The following is a 17,737-nucleotide window of genomic DNA, read 5'->3' as shown; positions in this document are numbered from 1 at the left end:
CTTTGAGCGGAGCGGGCGATAATTTTTGCCCTTCCGGGAGATACATGATATAATTGGTCGGAGTACAAGAACCAAATCTATCCATGGGGGTAATACGATGAAAATTGGTGAATTGATTCAAAGCGGCGACTGGAAAGGCGAAAAGCACGTTCCCGTGATCGAAGCGCCGGCGTCCGTCAAGGCGGGGGAGACGGCCCACGTGATGCTTTCGGTGGGCAAGGAGATCGCCCATCCCAACACGATGGAGCATTACATCGCCTGGATCAAGCTCTACTTCAAGGGCGCGTCCAGCAAGTTCGCGGTCGAACTCGGCGAGCTGACCTTCGACGTCCACGGCGACAACGCCACGGCGCCTCAGGGATGCCTGCACGTCAAACTCAAGGAGAGCGGCACGCTCATCGCCGTTTCCTACTGCAACATCCACGGCCTCTGGGAATCCAGCGCCGAGATCGCGGTGGAGTAATCCGCCTGCGGAACACAAAATCTTCAAAGATAAAAAAGCCGGTGATCGCTTGATCATCGGCTTTTTTCATGAAATCATGCCCTGCCCGCCGGATCAGTCGTCGACGTAGAATTCGCGGGCGTGTTTGCGCCACAGGAAGAGCGCGGCGACGGCGCTGAGCGTGCCGAGCAGCAGTCCCCAGACGATGTAGCTCAGGTGCCCTTTGCCGATCAGATAGCCGCCCAGGCCGGCCAGCGCGTAACCGTAAGCGATCAGTGTGCCGACGGAAAGAAACGTGACGATCAATCTCATGGGAAAAGGCTCCTTTGTCTGAATTATAGAAAGAACTTCCTGCTACGTATTGTACCAGTTTCTTCACTCTCTGTGTCACGATGCTGCGGCTCGTGATACAATAAACTGACCTGAGAGAAAACGGAGCCGCCGAGGGATAATATTTTATCGATAAGGCCCGTTTTTGAACGAATAATCCAGGCGGCCTCCTTTCACGCCGCCGTCCCAGCTCAGAGGAGATGCATCCATGGAAAAGAGAACCCTTCCGACGCTCGATTTGAAGAGGCATTACGCGCAGATCAAGGAAGAAATCGACGAAGCGATCCGCGGCGTGGTGGAGAACCAATATTTCGTGCTCGGCCCCGAAGTGAAAAGCTTCGAGACGGAGGCGGCCAATTATCTCGAAGTCAAACACGCCGTCGGCTGCGCTTCCGGTTCCGACGCGCTGCTGCTCGATCTGATGGCGCTCGACGTGGGGCCCGGCGACGAGGTGATCACCACGCCGTTCACGTTCTTCGCGACGGTGAGCGCGATCACGCGCCTCGGCGCTATGCCGGTTTTTGCCGACATCGACCCGAAAAGCTACAACCTCGATCCCGCCAAGGTGCTGGAAAAGATCACGCCGCGCACGAAGGTTTTCATGCCCGTGCACCTGTTCGGCCAGATGGTGGAGATGGAGAAGATCGCGCCCGAGCTGAAACGCCGCGGCATCCATATCGTCGAAGACTGCGCCCAGGCTTTTGGCACGTGGCGCAAGGCGGACGGCAAAATCGTCCGCTGCGGCGGCTGGGGGATCTGGGCGCCTTTTCGTTTTTCCCCACCAAGAACCTCGGCGCTTACGGCGACGGCGGCATGGTGACCACGAACGACGACGCCCGGGCGGAACGTTTGAGCCGTCTGCGCGTACACGGCGCCGGGACCACCTACTTCCACGACGAAGTGGGGCTCAACAGCCGTCTCGACGCGCTGCAGGCCGCGATCCTGCGCGTGCACCTGCGCCATCTCGACGAGTGCCTCGAGGAGCGCCGCCGCATCGCCGACCGCTACCGGATGCTGTTCGCCGAGCGAGAACTGGGCGAATTCATGACGGCGCCTTACGAACTTCCCGGCAACTACCACACCTATCATCAGTACGTGGTCCGCGCCCGAAAGCGCGACGAGCTGATGGACTTCCTCGGCGCCGAAGGGATCGCTTCGAGAGTTTATTACCCGCTGCCGCTGCATCTGCAGAAGTGCTTCGCATTCCTCGGCGGCACACGGGGCGATTATCCCGAGAGCGAAAAGCTCGCCGAAGAGTGTCTGGCGCTGCCGGTTTTCCCCGGGCTGACCATGGAGGAGCAGCAGCGGGTGGCCGACGCGATCGCGAAATTCTACAAGTAGACAGGCGGTAAAATCGTAGTTTTTACCAATATTGACCAAATCGTCTGTTCATGATTCAATAGGGCTAACCTAAAACACGGGAGGTCTTTGAAAATGATGCCTATGCTGGGTCTTGACTGGACCATGATCATTCTGTTTCCCGCGATCCTGTTGGCGATGTGGGCGCAGGCGCGCGTGAAAAACGCCTTCGCCACTTACTCGCGGGTCCATTCGCGCAGCGGCCTGACGGCCCGCGAAGCGGCGCGGCAGATTCTCGACAGCTACGGTCTGTCGGGCGTGCCCATCCGGCAGGTGGGCGGACAGCTGACCGACCACTACGATCCGCGCGACCGCAGCCTGTCCCTTTCGGAGCCCGTTTACGACAGCACGTCCATCGCCGCGATCGGCGTCGCCGCTCACGAAGTGGGGCACGCCGTGCAGCACGCCACGGGCTACGCGCCGCTGCAGATCCGCAACGCCGTGGTGCCGCTGCTGTCGCTGTCGTCGAGCGCGGCCATGCCGTTGTTCTTCATCGGTCTGCTGAGCGCTTCGAACATGCTGATGAACATCGGCATCCTGCTGTTCGTCGGCGTGCTGGCGTTTCATCTGATCACGCTGCCCGTGGAATTCGACGCCTCCAACCGGGCGCTCAAGGTGCTTTCCACGAACGGCATGATGACTCGGGACGAAGTCGGCGGCGCGCGCAAAGTCCTCAACGCCGCGGCCATGACGTATGTGTCGGCCACACTGATGGCAGCGCTCCAGCTCGTGCGTCTCCTGGCGCTTCGCAACTCGCGCAGCCGCGACTGACGATGGTCGAAAAATCGGGTGGTCCCGAGAAAGGGGAGGCCACCCGTTTTTTGACTGTCTGCCTTCGGGAGGATGACGATGAGATTTAATCCCTTATGGCTGATGTTGTTGTTCCTGTTTCTGTTTTCCGGAGGCTGGATCCTGCTGATGCCGCTTTTTTTGATGATGATCGTGTTCTGCGGCGGGATCTTTCTTGCCGGCGCGTCGGCGCGCGGGCTGACGAAAGCGCCGCGGCAGATCTGGGACATGTTGTTCGACGCCCGCGTACGCGCCAATCTGACGCTCTGCCACGCAGCCTGTAACGTGCTCCGCCGGAACGGCTGGCCGGGACTGACCGGCAGCGCTTCGGCGGCGGGATTTTTCATCGACGGCATCGACGACGAAAACGCCGTCTACGAGGCTTCGGTACAGGCGCTGGCGCGTCTGAAAAACGGCGAGAAATCGCTGCGGATCCTTCCGGAAAGCCCGCTGTTCCGCGTCATCGCCATGGGGCTGTCGGCCCTGTCCCTGGTCGTTCTGCTGGCGGCCGCGGGGAGCGCGAACGCGGTCAGCGTGGTCGCGGCTGTCGTCCTGTCGTGGTTCGTCGCCCCTTACGTCGCTCCATTTGCGCAGGGGATCGCGCTGAGCGGCAGCGACGTGACGGGGCTGCAGGTGCAGGGCGCCGCGTTCCGCGTGCTCACGGCAACGGCGCTGGGCGGACGTTTCAGCAGCGTCGAACGCGGCGTGGAGGTGTCCACAGCGGCGGAAAATGTCATCGAGGCCGAAATTGTCGAAGATTAAGCCCCCAGCGGCGGAAAGGACGTCGGCGCCCATGCGCGGAGTGGAAGCGGCCATGTACCTTTGGCGCCAAGTGAGCAAAGGCGGCATCGTCAGCGAGTCGCTGCGGGCGCTGGGCGACCGCGTTTCGCCGCCGGACCGCACGTTGGCGGCGTCGCTGGCGTATGCGCTCGTGCGACGGCTTTCGCTGTGGGAACATCTGCGCGAAAGATTCCTGCTGCCGCGTCCGGAAAAGTTTTCCAAGCCGGTGCGGGCGGCGGTCTTGACGGGCGCGGCCGGGCTGACGGAGCTGGAAAAGTTCGCGCCCGCCGTGCTGATCTCGTCGCTGATCGAGTGGACGAAGGCGCGCGATCCGCGCGGCGCCCGCGTGGTGAACGCCGTGCTGCGCCGCGTGCTGGAGGAAGGCCCGGCGGAGCTGGCGCGCCTGCGGAACGACGGCCGTCTGGATTCGCTGTGCCTGCTCAGCGGCGTGCCGCTCTGGGTGGGCGAACGCTGGCGCCGCGACTACGGCGCGGACGAAGGGCGCCGGCTCGTCGAACAGAACGCCGGCGGCAGCTCGCTGTCGCTGCGTCTGTCGCCGGGTGCGCCGCGGGATCTGCCCCAACGGCTTGAAGAAGCGGGACAGATCGTGGCGGAATCGCCGCTGCCCGAGGGGCTGCGTCTGGCGGACACCGCGCTGCCCAGCGCGCTGCCGGGGTACGGAGAAGGCTGGTTCACCCCTCAAAGCGAGTCCTCGATCCTCGTCGGCACGGAAGCCGCCGATTTCGAGGGAACGCGCCTGCTCGACATGTGCGCCGGCCGCGGCGTCAAGACCGGCCAGATCGCCCAGCTCCGCCCCGACATCGCCGTCGAAGGCTGGGATCTCTCCAAAGGCCGCGTCGCCGCCGGCGTCCGCGAGATGGAACGCCTGAAACTGAGCGGCCGCGTCGTCATGCGGACGGGAAGCGCCCTCGAGCTGGAGCCGCTGGCCGCCCCCGACGCGATCCTCGTCGACGCGCCCTGTTCCGGCAGCGGCACCTGGCGCCGCCACCCCGAAGGCAAATGGCGGCTCTCGCCGGAAAGTCTGACGGAACTGGCGGAGCTCCAATATCGGTTGCTGTGCCGCGCTTTTTCGCTGGTCAAAAAGGGCGGTAAAGTGGTATATTCCACGTGTAGCCTTCTCGCTGCGGAAAATGAAGAAGTGGTGGAGAAAGCGCTGCGCGCCTTCCCGGAAATCTCCGAACGCCCCCTTTCCGCGGATTTCGGGGGGATCGATCGCGGGAGAGGCCGCGTGCTGACGCCGGAAAATCCTTGGACCGACGGCTTTTATCTCGCCGCGTTCTCGAAATAAATTTTTTCTATCGGAGGCAAACATCATGGGCAGAACCTTTCGAGCGGCATTGTTGGTGGTGCTGCTGTGCATCATCGGCAGCGCGGCCTTTATCAGTTATAAAGTCTTCTTCTCCAATCCCGCCCGTTCGATCCCGCTGCTGAAAGGCAGTTCGGTCATCGAGGCCGTACAGACGCTGGAGCGCATGGGCATCAAAGCCCGCGTCGAGGAAGAGGACTCGGCGCTTCCCCGCGGCACCGTCATCGGCCAGTGGCCGGAGATGGGCGTCAAGCTCCGCGCCGACAAAGTGGCGATCCTCAAAGTCAGCCGCGGTTCCGAAAAGCTCCCGCTGCCCGATCTGCGCGGTCTGACGGAGAAACAGGCCGTGGCGCGTCTCGAAGAGGCGGGTTTCGTCCTCGGCGAAGTGCAGAAGATCAATCACGAGCGTCCCGCCGGCGTCGTCATCGCCCAAAATCCCGCGGCGCCCGTCTCCATTTCCCAGAGCCGCGAAGTCGGCCTGCTGATCAGCCTCGGGCCGGCCGCCGCTTCCGGCATGGTGATCGTTCCCGATCTCGTCCAGCGCGACGAGAAGACGGCCGAGGCTCTGGCGCGCGAAAGCTCGCTGCGTCCCCGCGTGGAGTACGTTTACAGCAACAGCTCGCCGCAGGGCATGGTCGTCTCCATGAATCCCGCTGCCGGCCAGCGCGTGGCCCGCGGCGCCGACGTTCATCTGCGCGTCGCCAGCTGGGACCGCAAACTGGCGCCGCAGCAGGACGGCGGTGAAAAGAGCGGCGGCGGCGCGAAAGTGATCGTCGTAGAGCCCGGCATCGATCCAGACACGGCAGCCGTTCAGAACCGGCAGGGCGACGGCGCCGCGCAGACGTCGCCGGACGACAAGAAGCAGCCGCCTGCCGAAACGAAGAAAAAAGTCGCTTCGATCCGTTATCAGGCGCCGCCCGTGAGCAATCAGACGCTGGTCATCGAGCTGATCGACAAAGAAGGCGAGCACACGCTCGTGAACCGCAAGGCCAAGGCCGGCGAGTACATCAAGATCAACGCCCCCTACGTGGGCGAAGCCGTCGTCACCATCTATCTGGGAGGCAATTTCGTATGGCAGGATCGTTACAATTGAAACCGTTTCTGATCGCGCCCTCGATCCTTTCCGCCGATCCTCTGGCGGTCGGCGCCTCCGTCGACGCGTTGAAAGGCGATTTCGACTGGCTGCACGTGGACGTCATGGACGGTCATTTCGTCCCCAACCTCTCCTACGGTCCGGCGATCGTCAAGGCGCTGCGCCGCCGCTATCCCGACGCCGTCATCGACGTTCACCTGATGGTCGAGCCCGGCGAGGATTTTCTCGACATGTTCCTCGAATCCCGCCCCGATTACCTTGTCGTTCATCAGGAAGCGTGCCGCCACCTGCACCGAGCCCTTTCGAAGATCCGCGCCGCCGGCGTCCGTTCCGGCGTGGCGCTCAATCCCGCCACGCCCGTGGAACTGATCAAGCCCGTGCTGAACATCGCCGACGTGGTGCTGCTGATGTCGGTCGATCCCGGTTTCGGCGGCCAGTCCTTCATCCCCGAGGTGACGGAGAAGGCCGTGACGCTGTGTCAGCTGCGCGAAGCCCGCGGCCTGAAGTTCCTGATCGAGATGGACGGCGGCGTCGGCGCGCCCAACGTCGCGCAGGTGCGCCGCTGCGGCGTCGACGTGGCCGTGATGGGCAGCGCCGTTTTCGGCACGCCCGACCCGGCGGCGACCGTCGCGAAAATGCGTGCGTTGGCGGATGGAGAATAGCGGAAGCGCCCGCGTGCGCGAGCGGTGTTTCATGTATTTTTAAGGAGGAACCACGATGAAAGACGCGAACACCCCTACGAGCGAGCGCAGGAAGGATGAACCCCGTTCGCTTCAGGAACTGGGAGCCGAGCTGCAGCGCCTGCGCGAAAGCAAAAATCTGACGCTCGACGACATCTCGGCGGCGACCTGCATCCGGAAGAACTTTCTCGAGGACATCGAGGCGGGGAATTTCGCCCGCTTCAAAGCGCTGGTGTACGCCCGCGGTTTCGTGCGCACCTGCACGACGCTGCTCGGCGCTCCCGAGCTGTGGAACGAATACCGCCAGCAGTTGACGATCGACACTTTCGGGCCGGCCCAGGGCGCGTCGGAATCCGCCGACCGGTCAGAAAGCGCGGGGAGACGGCATTCCATGATGCCGCCTTCCTCGGTGCGGGCCGGCGCCGCGAACATGGGGCTGCCGGCCCGCGGCTTCCGGCACAGCTCGACGCGCCGCAACGGCGTGATTCTGTTGGTTCTGCTCATCGTAGGAGCGCTTGGCGGACTGTGGTTCAACTGGGACCGCCTCCGCGGCGAAGTTTCCAAGCTGCAGCGGGAACAGGCCTATGACGAGATGAAGAGCCGCGAAGCGGAACAGGCGCGCCACGACGAAATGCGGAAAGCCGAAGAAGCGGCGGTGCAACGCGAAATGCAGGCTCGCCGACAGGCAGAAAACGCCGGCGCGGAGCCGGACGCCGAGCCTCCCCTCGTCCCTGCGGAGAAACCGGCCGTCATGCCGGAGAAAACGGGCGAAGCCGCCGCCAAGGCCGCGCTGACGATCCGCGCCAGCGGCGACTGCTGGCTGCGCGTCAGAGAGGGAGACAAAGACCTGCTTGTGACCACGGTGCGCGAAGGTTTTGAACAGACCTTCCCGCTGGACAGGACGCTGTCCGTCCGTTTCGGCGCCGGACAGAACGTGCAGGTCTCCACGAACGGGACGGATTTCAGTTCTCCCGGCGGCGGCGTGCAGCGCCTCGAATACCGTCCCGACGGCTCGAGCCTGAAAGTGAGAAGATAACCCTGTGAAGAACCTCTACATCGTCAGCCTCGGCTGCCCGAAGAACGCCGTCGACAGCGAACACCTCGGCGGCGTTCTCGAGGCGGCGGGATTCCGCCTCGTCAGCCGCGCCGAGGAAGCCGACGTCGCGCTCGTCAACACCTGCGGCTTTCTGCAGGCGGCCGTGGAAGAGGGCATTCAGGTCATCCTCGATCTGGAACGGCTGAAAAAAGAGGGCGTCGTCAGCCGGATCGCCGTCGTCGGCTGCATGCTGAACCGTTACGGCGACGAACTCAAGGCCGAGTTCCCGACGGTCGACTTCTGGGCGAAGTCCGAGGACTGGGGCGCGCTGCTCCGCGAGATGGGGCGCGACGTTCCGGCCGCGGCGGCGTCCGGCTGCCTGCGCGCCGATCTGTCGGGCACGCCCTGGACGCGCTATCTGAAAATCAGCGAAGGCTGCAACAGCCATTGTTCCTACTGCGCCATCCCCGGCATCCGCGGCCGCCTGCGCAGCGTGCCGGTAGCGCAGATCGTCGGCGAAGCGCGCCGCCTCGTCGATGAAGGCGCGAAGGAGCTGTGCCTCGTCGGCCAGGAGCTGAGCATCTACGGCGCCGACCTGTTCGGCCGTCCCTCGCTGCCGTTCCTGCTCGACGAGCTGGAGAAGGAGCTGCCGCGCGGCGTCTGGCTGCGTCTGTTCTATCTGCATCCCTCTCTGGTCGACACGGCCTTTCTCGAACGCGTCGCCGCCAGCCCCGTGATTTTGCCGTGGCTCGACATCCCCATCCAGCACGTCGACGACGGCGTGCTGCGGCGCATGAACCGCCCGCCGGTGGAGCGCCACATCCGCGAGCTGTTCCGGCGCGGGCGCGAGATCGATCCCGATTTCGCCTTCCGCACCACGCTGATGGTGGGATTCCCCGGCGAGACGCGGGCGCAGTTCGACAAGCTGCTCGACTTCGTCGAGGAGATCGGCTTCGACCGCCTTGGCGCGTTCGTCTATTCGCCCGAGGACGGCACGCCGGCGGCGGCGTTTCCCGACCAGATCCCCGAGGCGGAGAAGACGGCGCGCTACAACGAACTGATGGAACTGCAGCAGCAGGTCTCGCTGACGCGGCAGGCGCATTTCGTCGGGCATGAGCTGAACGTGCTGATCGACGAGGTCGACGAGGAGACGGGCGAGCGCGTCGGCCGCTCCTTCCGCGACGCGCCCGAGATCGACGGCGTCGTCACGGTGACGGGAGCGGAGCGCGCCCGGCCGGGCGACGTGATCGCGGTGAAGATCACCGCTTCGTCGGAATATGATTTGTCGGGAGTGGCGATCCATGAATAACGATCCTGTGGTGACGCCGGCGGGGCTGATCGCCACCGTCGGCGGGTTGGGGAAAATCGTCAAGAAAGCGCCGGGCACGGCGGGAAGCGTCGCGGCCTGCGTGTTGGCGGTGTTTCTGCCCGAGCCGGTCCGTCTGGCGGCGATCGCCGCGCTGGCAGCATTAGGCGTCTGGGCGGCAGGGGCATATGAAAAGGCCTGCGGCCGAGCCGACCCCGGCGAAGTGATCATCGACGAGGTGGTCGGCCAGCTGATCGCCACGATCGGGCATGCGGCCGTGGTTGGGCAGGGCGGCGGCGCGGTGAATTTTCTCATCCCCAGCTTCCTGCTGTTCCGCTTCTTCGACATCCTCAAGCCGTGGCCGGTCAACGCCTGCGAGAAGGCTCCCGGCGGTTTGGGAATCATGCTCGACGACGTGGCCGGCGGCCTTTTGGCCAATCTGGTACTGCGGGGCTTGAGAAAGGTTTTCATCGAGGGCTGGTGGCCTTTTTAGGAAACGCGGCGATTTTCGAAGGAGGTCCGTCATGACGCAGGAAGAAAACATCGCGGCGCTGGCGCTGAAACTCAAAGAACTGGCGCTGGCGCGGCGCGTCACCGTCGGCACGGCGGAATCCTGCACGGGCGGCCTGATCGCCGGCGCGATCACAGCGGTGCCGGGCAGCAGCGAGTACTTTCTCGGTGGCGTCGTCAGTTACGCCAACGCGGTGAAAACGAAGCTGCTGGGCGTGCCGGAGGAGATCCTGAGCACGGCCGGGGCGGTGAGCGGCGAGTGCGCGCGTTTCATGGCGCGGGGCGCGGCGAAAGCGCTCGGCGCCGACTGGACCGTGTCCGTGACCGGAGTGGCCGGCCCCGACGGCGGCAGCGCGGAAAAGCCCATCGGCACCGTGTGGTTCGGCCTGTATGGCCCCGGCGGAGTCGAAGCCCACGTGCGCCATTTCGCCGGCGGCCGCGCCGCGGTGCGCGCGCAGACGGCGGTTCACGCCCTCTCGATGCTGATCGAGGCGCTGACGGAGGCGGAGTGATGGAGCGCGTGCGCTGCTTCTTTTGCCTGCCGCTCGCGCCCGAGCTGAAAAAAGAGATCGCTGCCTGGATCGCCGCAAATCGCGCCGCAGTTTCGGGCGTCCGCTGGGCGGCGGAGGCCGGTCTGCACGTGACGCTGCGTTTCTGCGGCGAAATTCCGCAAGCCGCGGCACGGGCTCTTGGCGAGTGCGTGAAAGATCTGCTGTCGGAACGTCGGGCCGCACCGCCGACGCTGACTTTGCGGGAAACGGGCACCTTCGGCCGGCCGCCGCGCGTGCTTTGGGCCGGGCTGGGCGGCGACACGGCAACGCTCGAACGGCTGAACGCTCTGATCGAAGGCGCCTGCCGCGAAGCCGGGCTGCCGCCCGACGGCAGAAAGTTTTCGCCCCATCTGACGCTGGCCCGTATGGACGCTTCGCGCAGGTTCGACCCGGCGGCGCTGGACGCTCTGCGTCCATGGAAGCTTGCCGGGCGCGGTTGGACGGCCGATCGCGCGATCTTCATGCGCAGCCGCCTGACGTCCGCGGGGCCGCGCTACGAACCGTTGACGGTCTGCCGTTTGGGAACGGCGGCGGACGGAGCATAGATTTCGACAAAACCACAGAGACTGGAGGAGTTTCCCTTGGCTGAAACAAAAAAGGGCAAAAAACTGACGCGCGAGGACATTCTCGAGCAGGCGCTCGACGACATCCGCAGCAAGTTCGGCGACGGTTCGATCATGCGCCTCGGCGAGCGCAACACGGCGAACGTGGAAGTGATCCCCACGGGCATCCTGCCGCTGGACGTGGCGCTCGGCATCGGCGGCCTTCCCCGCGGCCGCATCGTCGAGATCTTCGGACCGGAGGGCAGCGGCAAGACCACGCTGGCGCTGCACGCCATCGCCGAAGCGCAGAAGGCCGGCGGCGTAGCGGCCTTCATCGACGCCGAACACGCGCTCGACCCGCGCCTCGCGGCGGCGCTGGGCGTGCAGATCGAATCGCTCTACCTGTCGCAGCCTGACAGCGGCGAACAGGCGCTTTTCATCCTCGAGACGCTCGTGCGCAGCGGCGCCGTGGATATCGTCGTCGTCGACTCGGTGGCGGCGCTGACGCCGCAGGCGGAGATCGACGGCACGATCGGCGAGAGCCAGGTGGGCCTGCAGGCGCGCCTGATGTCCTACGGACTGCGCCGGCTCACCGCCTCGATCGCCCGCAGCAACTGCGTCGTCGTGTTCATCAACCAGCTGCGCGCCACGATCCCCACGGGCTACTCCAAAGGCCCTACGGAGACGACGACGGGCGGCCGCGCCCTCAAGTTCTACACTTCGGTACGCATCGAAGTGCGCCGCGGCAAGCAGATCTCCAAGGGCGACGACGTGATCGGCCACGAACTCTACATCAAGGTGGTCAAGAACAAGCAGGCGCCGCCGTTCCGCAGCGCCCACTGCTCGCTGATCTACGGCAAGGGCATCCCCCTCACCATGTCCATCGTCGATATGGCCATCGACGCCAACGTGGTCAAGCGTAAGGGCTCGTGGCTCACCTACAAGGGCGAGACGCTCGCCCAGGGCAAGGACCGCCTGGCCGAGTTCCTCGACAAAAATCCCGAGATGCTGGCCGAGATCCGCAAGACGGTGCTCGATCAGGCCGCCGAAGGGCTTGGCTTCTACACGGCGCCGGAAAAAAGCGACGACGAAGATTCCGTGGACAGCGGCCACGGCGTGGACATCGACGAAGAAGTGATCGATCTGGACATCTCCGACGAGTCCATGCAGGCCGAAGCGGAGAAGGAGAGCAAAAAGTAACGCGGCGTTTTCTCCGAAAGCGCGGCGAAGAAACGCGAAGGGCCCCCGATCGTACGATCTACGATCGGGGGCCCTTCGCGTTTCTTCGCCGTTTTCCGTCCCGTCGAAAACCGGCGTTACTTGAGCTTGCCGGAGGCGCGCAGCAGGCGTCTCATGTCTTCCATATCCGCCTTCAGTTCGGCGATCTCGCGCGCCTGGTCGGCCTGGCTCTCGGCGAGCTTGTGCTTGAGCGAGGCCACCTGGACCTGCAGCTCGGCGTTCTCCTTCTGCATCACGTAGACGCTGCTGATCGGGCCGGAGCGGTAGCGTTCGGGGATCTGGTCTTTGTCTTCCTTGCGACCGATCTTCCACGTCAGGCCGGCGTTGGCCATCGACTCGCCGTGGTGCGTGACGGACACTCCGGCGTGGACCATGAAGTCTTCTTTCAGATAGTGCGCGAAGCCGAGGGCCAGCGCGTACTCGCCTCTGTACGCTCCGAAGCCGGCCATGATCTGGCTGGGTTCGACGGGGTCGTACTGCATCGGTTTCAACCCGGCGAGGGCAGATCCGAGCGCTCCGGTGCTCTTGATTTCGCTTCTCAGTTCGCCCATCTGGTTATAGACGCTGCCAAAGTTGTTGTAGATGTTGTTGAACTGTGTGTCTACGGCGCTGAGGGCGTCGCCGACGTTATGGTACGTGCCGCCGCGGATGACGTAGGTGGGGGCGGAGACGGAACCGTCGTTGTTGACGGTGGAGCCGCCGCCGAAGTGATTGGAGACGCTCGACGAGACGCCCCAGAGCTGCGAGCCGTTGACCGCGTCGGCGCTGGTCTGAGTGACGTCTCCCTTGGCGACGTTGACGATCTTGCTGCCGGTCGCGTCGAAGCCTTTGGCGGTGACTTTGCCGGCGAAGGTGGGCGCGTCGACGACGCGCACGGTCACGTCTCTTTCGTCGCGGGTGATTTCAATGTTGCTGCCGTTCTTGAACTGGACGGTATCGTTCTTGGCGACGACGATCGATGGTCCTCCATTGGTCTGAAGGTTCCATTTGCCGCCCTGCCCCGCGTCGGGATCGAGGCCGATCGTGACGACGCCGCCCGCGACGGTGGTAATGACGCCGTTGGCGCCGACGAACTTGATTTCGGGATTTTTGTTCTTGCCGAGTTCGACGGTATGCGTTCCCGGTGTCGCCGCGTTGTCGCTGATAGTGAATCTGGAAGAGAAATCCAGCTGTCCGGAAAGTTGATCCATATCCACGCCGATCTTGACGGTGCGTCCGACCACGGCGGTGGTGATGATGCTGCCGTCGGGAACGATGTCGAGGCGTTTGTTCGAGCTGTCGAGCACGATGCCCGCAGCCGCGCCGGCCGGGTCGGCGCCGATGGTGTAGGTGGAGCCGGCTGCCGCGCCGGTTGCCACTTTCTTCAGTTGCGCGACGTTGACGGCGTCGGTGTCGTCCGTACCGGCGGCGACGTTGACGATCTGGCGGGTGACCGCTCCCGCCGTACCGGCGGCAGAACCTATGGAGACGGCGGCTGCCGTGGATTTCCAGGTTGCCGACGTATCCGTGGAAGCCGCGCCGGTCGACGGATCGTAGCCGACGGCGCCCTTGTCGACAGAGGCTACGGAGCCGCTGCCGAGGGCCACGCCGCCCGACACCGTCAGGCTGCCACCACGGCCGATCAGCACGCCGTCGGTGACGCCAGCTGCCACCGTGCCGCCGCTGGAGAGGATCTGGCTGCCGGCAATGTCCGCGCCCAGCGTGTTGCCGAAGCCGGCGACGAAGTTCTGCGTGCTGGTCCCGGAGAGAGTGTTCCCGGAGCCGATGACGCTGTTCTGCTCTGACGCGTTCAGAATGCCGTTGTCGACGCCGATCACGTTGTTCTGCACGTATCTGCTGGGCGCGCCCGTGAAGAAGTTCGTCGTCGGCGCGACGTCCATGGATATGACGTTTCTGATGCCGATGATGTTCGACGCGCTGCTGTTTATCAGTTTGTTCTGAACGCCGTTGACCGAGGACCAGTAGCTGCTTGAGGCTTCGTTGAGGCCGCCCATAACGCCGACTACGCGGGTGTCGATCGCGGAGTTGCTCTCGCCGATGACGATGGTGTCCGACAGAGTCGACCGCGTTCTGAACAGGACACTTTCGGTCCCGGTCCCCCTCACGGTATTGCGGTTGCCCAGGATGATCGAATTTTCCGGATTTTCGACGTTCTTGTTCTCCGTGCCGATCAGCGTGGTATGCTTGAAGTACTGGATCGTGTTACCGGCGTTCTGGTTGACCTGGTTGTCCGCGCCGATGAGCACGCTCTTGTTGGCCTCGTTCTTCGCCGCGTTGCCGGTCAATTTGTTCTGGCTGCCCAGCATGACGACGCGGGAGGCGTCCTTCAGTATGTTCTGATAGCCCATCATGGCGACGCTGCCGGCGCCGGAGAGAGTCCCAGTCGCCGAAGAGTTGCTGCCGACGATCGTCGTCGTTCCAAAGCTCGTGGTGTTGTTAGTTCCTACGGCGACGGAGTTGCTCCCGTTGACCGTCGCCTTGTAGCCCACGGCTACGGAGTTTGCCGCCGTTTTGGCTGTCGTGGCGTTGGCGCCCGCCGCCAGAGAATTTTGACCTCCGGCTCCCGCCGTGGCCGTCATGGGGCCCTTGTTGGTGGTGACGGGATCGACCGCCGCGCCGGGGTTGACGTGGAAGTACATGTCCGCGTTGGCTATCTCTCTGAGCTGTCCCTCGGTGGCGGCCTGGAAGCGCCTGTTGCCCTCGCCCCAGCCGGGGTCGAGTGTGATGTTGATCAGGCCGTTCACGGTGCCCAAGCTGACTTCGGGGTTATTGATGCTGACGTTGCCGATAATCGCCCCGCCGTTTTCGAGGACCGTTCCCGTGCCGATGCCGACTCTGTTGAACTGCACGTTACGGCTGGTGGCGATATCGATGGCGCCTCCCTTGTTCGTCAAAACGATGTTGGATATCTCGCCCGCCTTGAAGTTCAAGACGTTATCGGTTTCATCGACAGTCTTCACCGTGACCCCGCCGATCTGAGCGTCCCAGCTCTGCAGGGCAGCGAGGGCCGTACCCGGGAACGTCGTCAGCCCCAAGCACGCAGCCGCCAGTAGCGACGCGCCGGCAACCGATGCGCCGCGTTTCCAATAGAACCTTCTTTGCTCTTCCATGTGATATTCTCCTTTCGAATATTTACGAATCAAGAACGCCGCACCCAAGAGGCGTCCCCCGACGGGGGAAAACGGGAATGTCTGTTTTCCTTCCGACGACGCGCCTCGAATACCTGAAGTTCCTGTCGTCGCAGGGATAAATAAAAGATTTCATCCACACTGCGATGGAATGGATCAATTCAACCAATGTATTCGAATTGTAATTGGACAATTAATGTGAGCTTATCATACCCCCCCCCCGCGTAAAGATATCTAATTGTTTTCATTACATCTTCCCTTACCTATCGCTCAAAACCGCGCGCAAAATCCGTTCCGTACTGTACAGCTCTTATTTCAGGGCGGGCTTTTCCGCCATCGGCACGATGAAACGATCATTATGCAAGCATGTCTTTTTGTTTTTTCCGAACGGACATGCCCGCAAAACGGCCGGCGTGTTTCCCTTGTCCGCGCCCAGTCGGTACGGCAAAATGGCGGCAGCCCCCTTCCCATCGCGGGAAAGGGGCTGCCGCCGTCGTGTTTTTCATTCTCTTCCATTCCAGCAATAAATGCAGAGTCTAGAGCGTTCAGCTGCCGTCATGCGATACCTTCGCTGCGATTTTATACTTTTATTATTCGGCTCGCCGTTTTTCAGCCACAGATATACGCACTTATGATATAATTATCTTATAGAAAATGACACCGCGTGTTTGGGAACGCTCAAACGCTCCCGTTCGGGCAGGGAGAGCGTGTCGGCCCGAGGGCTCGTTTGAGGGCGCCGGTCGAGGCCTCTTTAAGAAAACGGCTTTGTCTGCATGATCAAGAGCATCCGCACCGGCGAAGTTCGTCACACTTCGCGGAAACGGGTGCTTTTATCTTTTCCGAAAAGCGCGGCGCGCGGCCGTTCCCGGCCGAGGGACCGCGGCATTCCCGCAAGATTCACGGCATTTCGAAAAGGAACGAAAGGGGCGTTTTTCATGGATTTTTCGACGACGATCAAGAAGTTGGGCATCGAACAGGCTCTCAAGTACGTGTTCAGGGAACCCGAGAAGAATCTCAGAAAGCTGATCGACTGGGCCGACCGGTTCGACCGCGGAGAGTTCGCGCCGCAGCGTCAGGCGGTCAGGGAGGCGATCACCAACCCGCGGGATCCTTATTATCCGCTCGTCCGCCGGCTCCTGACGGACGTGGATGCCGACGTCCTGAAGACGCTGGCGGTGAATTTCTTCGTCAACGCCAACCTGAGCGGATGGCCCGTTCAGGAACGGTGCCGCCGGAAGTACGGCTGCAATGTTCCCTGGGCGATCCTGATGGATCCGACGTCGGCCTGCAACCTCCACTGTACGGGCTGTTGGGCGGCGGAATACGGCAACAGGCTGAACCTGAGTCTCGACGAGATCGACGGCATCATCCGGCAGGGCAAGGAACTGGGAGTTTACATGTATATCTACACGGGCGGCGAACCGCTGATGCGCAAAGACGATCTTGTCCGCCTCTGCGAGCGGCACCCGGACTGCGTGTTCCTCTGCTTCACCAACGCCACGCTGATCGACGAGGCTTTCGCCGACGAGATGCGGCGCGTGAAGAATTTCGTCCCCGCCATCTCCCTGGAAGGCGGCGAGGAAGCGACCGACGGCCGGCGCGGCCGCGGCGTCTACCAAAAGGCGATGCGGGCGGTCGATCTTCTGCGCCGCAAGAAGCTGTTCTACGGGATCTCCACCTGTTACACGCGCGCCAACTACGAATCGGTCACCTCGGAAGCGTTTTACGACCGCCTGATCGACATGGGCGCCTTCTTCGTCTGGTATTTCCATTACATGCCGGTCGGCAACGACGCCGTGCCGGAGCTGCTGCCAACGGCCGCGCAGCGCCGGGGGATCTACGAGCGCATCCGCCGCTACCGCCGCGCCAAGCCGCTGTTCTCGATCGACTTCCAGAACGACGCCGAGTACGTGGGCGGCTGCATCGCCGGCGGACGCCGCTACCTGCACATCAACGCCAACGGCGACATCGACCCGTGCGTGTTCGTTCATTATTCCGACTCCAACATCCGCGAGAAGACGCTGCTGGAAGCGCTGCAGTCGCCGCTGCTGATGGCCTACCACAAGGGGCAGCCGTTCAACGAGAACATGCTGCTGCCCTGCCCGATGCTGGAAAATCCGCAGAAACTCCGCGCCATGGTCTCGGCGACGGGAGCGCGCTCCACGGATCTGCAGTCGCCCGAGTCGGCGGAACACCTGTGCGCCAAGTGCGACGAATACGCCCGTCTTTGGGCGCCCGTGGCGGACGATTTATGGCAGCGCCGCCGCGCGGAAGAGAAAGAAAAGGTCGCCATCAGCGTCGAGAGCGGTTCGTAATGCCGAACGCAGAGGCGCTGCGAGGGAGATTCACAAAGCGAGCCGCGCAGACTGCGCAGCCGTCGGGGAAGTTCTGAGCGACCGCCCCCTCGCAGCGCTCGGCAAACTATGTGAGTGCTTTTTATCAAGAAATAGTATGACGATAAGAGCCCGTCTCTCGTCTCGCGGGGCACGAGTCGAGAGACGGGCTCTTTTTCGCGAAAGGATTTCGCCGCGCGGACCGCACATTCATTCCCTGCTGTTCCAGCAGTACGTGCAGAGTTTGCAGGGTTCGACGCCGACGGCGGCGAGCATGTCGTCGAGGCGGTTG

General features: G+C 63.3%; 15 protein-coding genes and 1 pseudogene. 14 read left to right on the top strand and 2 right to left on the bottom strand.

What is annotated here, in order from left to right; translation table 11 throughout:
* Positions 1 to 97: 97 nt before the first annotated feature.
* On the top strand, positions 98 to 463 hold the full coding sequence (locus RAH42_RS01170) for a class II SORL domain-containing protein (protein ID WP_078015281.1): 366 nt from the start codon (positions 98 to 100) through the stop codon (positions 461 to 463).
* Between the two features lie 93 nt (positions 464 to 556).
* Here the strand turns inward: RAH42_RS01170 and RAH42_RS01165 are convergent, their stop codons facing one another.
* Positions 557 to 754, bottom strand: a complete 198-nt coding sequence (locus tag RAH42_RS01165) for a hypothetical protein (protein WP_078015280.1) — start codon at positions 752 to 754, stop codon at positions 557 to 559.
* A gap of 226 nt (positions 755 to 980) precedes the next feature.
* Between RAH42_RS01165 and RAH42_RS01160 the strand changes: the two are divergent.
* The 12 genes and pseudogenes from RAH42_RS01160 to recA all read left to right on the top strand — a co-directional run bounded on the left by RAH42_RS01160 (position 981) and on the right by recA (position 11,945).
* A pseudogene (locus RAH42_RS01160) lies at positions 981 to 2,113 on the top strand (DegT/DnrJ/EryC1/StrS family aminotransferase).
* A gap of 93 nt (positions 2,114 to 2,206) precedes the next feature.
* Positions 2,207 to 2,902, top strand: coding sequence for a zinc metallopeptidase (locus RAH42_RS01155; protein WP_078015278.1), 696 nt, complete (start codon positions 2,207 to 2,209; stop codon positions 2,900 to 2,902).
* A 78-nt stretch (positions 2,903 to 2,980) separates the two neighbouring features.
* Positions 2,981 to 3,682: a DUF6391 domain-containing protein gene (locus RAH42_RS01150; protein WP_143521673.1), complete on the top strand. Its 702-nt coding sequence runs from the start codon at positions 2,981 to 2,983 to the stop codon at positions 3,680 to 3,682.
* Between the two features lie 31 nt (positions 3,683 to 3,713).
* Entirely contained in the window at positions 3,714 to 5,009 is a 1,296-nt protein-coding gene (locus RAH42_RS01145; RefSeq protein ID WP_078015276.1) for an RsmB/NOP family class I SAM-dependent RNA methyltransferase, read from the top strand.
* Positions 5,010 to 5,034: 25 nt separating this feature from the next.
* Positions 5,035 to 6,120, top strand: coding sequence for a PASTA domain-containing protein (locus tag RAH42_RS01140; RefSeq protein WP_078015275.1), 1,086 nt, complete (start codon positions 5,035 to 5,037; stop codon positions 6,118 to 6,120).
* Positions 6,099 to 6,782 (top strand): ribulose-phosphate 3-epimerase, encoded by a 684-nt coding sequence (gene rpe, locus RAH42_RS01135; protein ID WP_143521671.1) that lies wholly within the window; start codon positions 6,099 to 6,101, stop codon positions 6,780 to 6,782. Before RAH42_RS01140 ends, rpe begins: the two co-directional genes overlap by 22 nt.
* A 55-nt stretch (positions 6,783 to 6,837) precedes the next feature.
* A complete protein-coding gene (locus RAH42_RS01130) occupies positions 6,838 to 7,836 on the top strand; it encodes a RodZ domain-containing protein (protein ID WP_078015273.1) in 999 nt (332 codons plus the stop codon).
* Between the two features lie 4 nt (positions 7,837 to 7,840).
* Positions 7,841 to 9,145 carry a 30S ribosomal protein S12 methylthiotransferase RimO gene (gene rimO / locus RAH42_RS01125; RefSeq protein WP_078015272.1) on the top strand — a complete coding sequence of 435 codons (1,305 nt, stop codon included), beginning with the start codon at positions 7,841 to 7,843 and terminating at the stop codon, positions 9,143 to 9,145.
* A complete protein-coding gene (locus RAH42_RS01120) occupies positions 9,138 to 9,635 on the top strand; it encodes a phosphatidylglycerophosphatase A (protein WP_078015271.1) in 498 nt (165 codons plus the stop codon). Before rimO ends, RAH42_RS01120 begins: the two co-directional genes overlap by 8 nt.
* 31 nt (positions 9,636 to 9,666) lie before the next feature.
* The gene (locus tag RAH42_RS01115; protein ID WP_078015270.1) at positions 9,667 to 10,164 is read left to right on the top strand and encodes a nicotinamide-nucleotide amidohydrolase family protein; all 498 of its coding nucleotides are present in this window, start codon (positions 9,667 to 9,669) and stop codon (positions 10,162 to 10,164) included.
* Positions 10,164 to 10,748 (top strand): RNA 2',3'-cyclic phosphodiesterase, encoded by a 585-nt coding sequence (gene thpR, locus RAH42_RS01110; protein WP_078015269.1) that lies wholly within the window; start codon positions 10,164 to 10,166, stop codon positions 10,746 to 10,748. Before RAH42_RS01115 ends, thpR begins: the two co-directional genes overlap by 1 nt.
* A 36-nt stretch (positions 10,749 to 10,784) precedes the next feature.
* A complete protein-coding gene (recA, locus tag RAH42_RS01105) occupies positions 10,785 to 11,945 on the top strand; it encodes a recombinase RecA (RefSeq protein ID WP_078015268.1) in 1,161 nt (386 codons plus the stop codon).
* A gap of 116 nt (positions 11,946 to 12,061) precedes the next feature.
* Here the strand turns inward: recA and RAH42_RS01100 are convergent, their stop codons facing one another.
* A complete protein-coding gene (locus RAH42_RS01100) occupies positions 12,062 to 15,094 on the bottom strand; it encodes a YadA-like family protein (protein WP_317539773.1) in 3,033 nt (1,010 codons plus the stop codon).
* A gap of 953 nt (positions 15,095 to 16,047) precedes the next feature.
* On the opposite strand from RAH42_RS01100, the gene RAH42_RS01095 reads away from it, so the two are divergent.
* Positions 16,048 to 17,427, top strand: a complete 1,380-nt coding sequence (locus RAH42_RS01095) for a radical SAM protein (RefSeq protein ID WP_317539772.1) — start codon at positions 16,048 to 16,050, stop codon at positions 17,425 to 17,427.
* Positions 17,428 to 17,737 lie beyond the last annotated feature (310 nt).

Origin of the sequence: Pyramidobacter sp. YE332 (assembly GCF_033060595.1) — a bacterium.
In the GTDB taxonomy this organism is placed as follows: domain Bacteria; phylum Synergistota; class Synergistia; order Synergistales; family Dethiosulfovibrionaceae; genus Pyramidobacter.
Note: the sequence above shows the minus strand (reverse complement) of the source record. Positions and strands in the feature narration are given on the sequence as shown.

Excerpts from the sequence above, each read along its gene's own strand:
- rpe (WP_143521671.1), top strand. The coding sequence starts at position 6,099 with ATGGCAGGATCGTTACAATTGAAACCGTTTCTGATCGCGCCCTCGATC.
- thpR (WP_078015269.1), top strand. The coding sequence starts at position 10,164 with ATGGAGCGCGTGCGCTGCTTCTTTTGCCTGCCGCTCGCGCCCGAGCTG.
- RAH42_RS01115 (WP_078015270.1), top strand. The coding sequence starts at position 9,667 with ATGACGCAGGAAGAAAACATCGCGGCGCTGGCGCTGAAACTCAAAGAA.
- RAH42_RS01120 (WP_078015271.1), top strand. The coding sequence starts at position 9,138 with ATGAATAACGATCCTGTGGTGACGCCGGCGGGGCTGATCGCCACCGTC.
- RAH42_RS01130 (WP_078015273.1), top strand. The coding sequence starts at position 6,838 with ATGAAAGACGCGAACACCCCTACGAGCGAGCGCAGGAAGGATGAACCC.
- RAH42_RS01100 (WP_317539773.1), bottom strand. The coding sequence starts at position 15,094 with ATGGAAGAGCAAAGAAGGTTCTATTGGAAACGCGGCGCATCGGTTGCC.
- RAH42_RS01165 (WP_078015280.1), bottom strand. The coding sequence starts at position 754 with ATGAGATTGATCGTCACGTTTCTTTCCGTCGGCACACTGATCGCTTAC.
- RAH42_RS01145 (WP_078015276.1), top strand. The coding sequence starts at position 3,714 with ATGCGCGGAGTGGAAGCGGCCATGTACCTTTGGCGCCAAGTGAGCAAA.
- RAH42_RS01140 (WP_078015275.1), top strand. The coding sequence starts at position 5,035 with ATGGGCAGAACCTTTCGAGCGGCATTGTTGGTGGTGCTGCTGTGCATC.
- RAH42_RS01095 (WP_317539772.1), top strand. The coding sequence starts at position 16,048 with ATGGATTTTTCGACGACGATCAAGAAGTTGGGCATCGAACAGGCTCTC.
- RAH42_RS01150 (WP_143521673.1), top strand. The coding sequence starts at position 2,981 with ATGAGATTTAATCCCTTATGGCTGATGTTGTTGTTCCTGTTTCTGTTT.
- RAH42_RS01170 (WP_078015281.1), top strand. The coding sequence starts at position 98 with ATGAAAATTGGTGAATTGATTCAAAGCGGCGACTGGAAAGGCGAAAAG.
- RAH42_RS01155 (WP_078015278.1), top strand. The coding sequence starts at position 2,207 with ATGATGCCTATGCTGGGTCTTGACTGGACCATGATCATTCTGTTTCCC.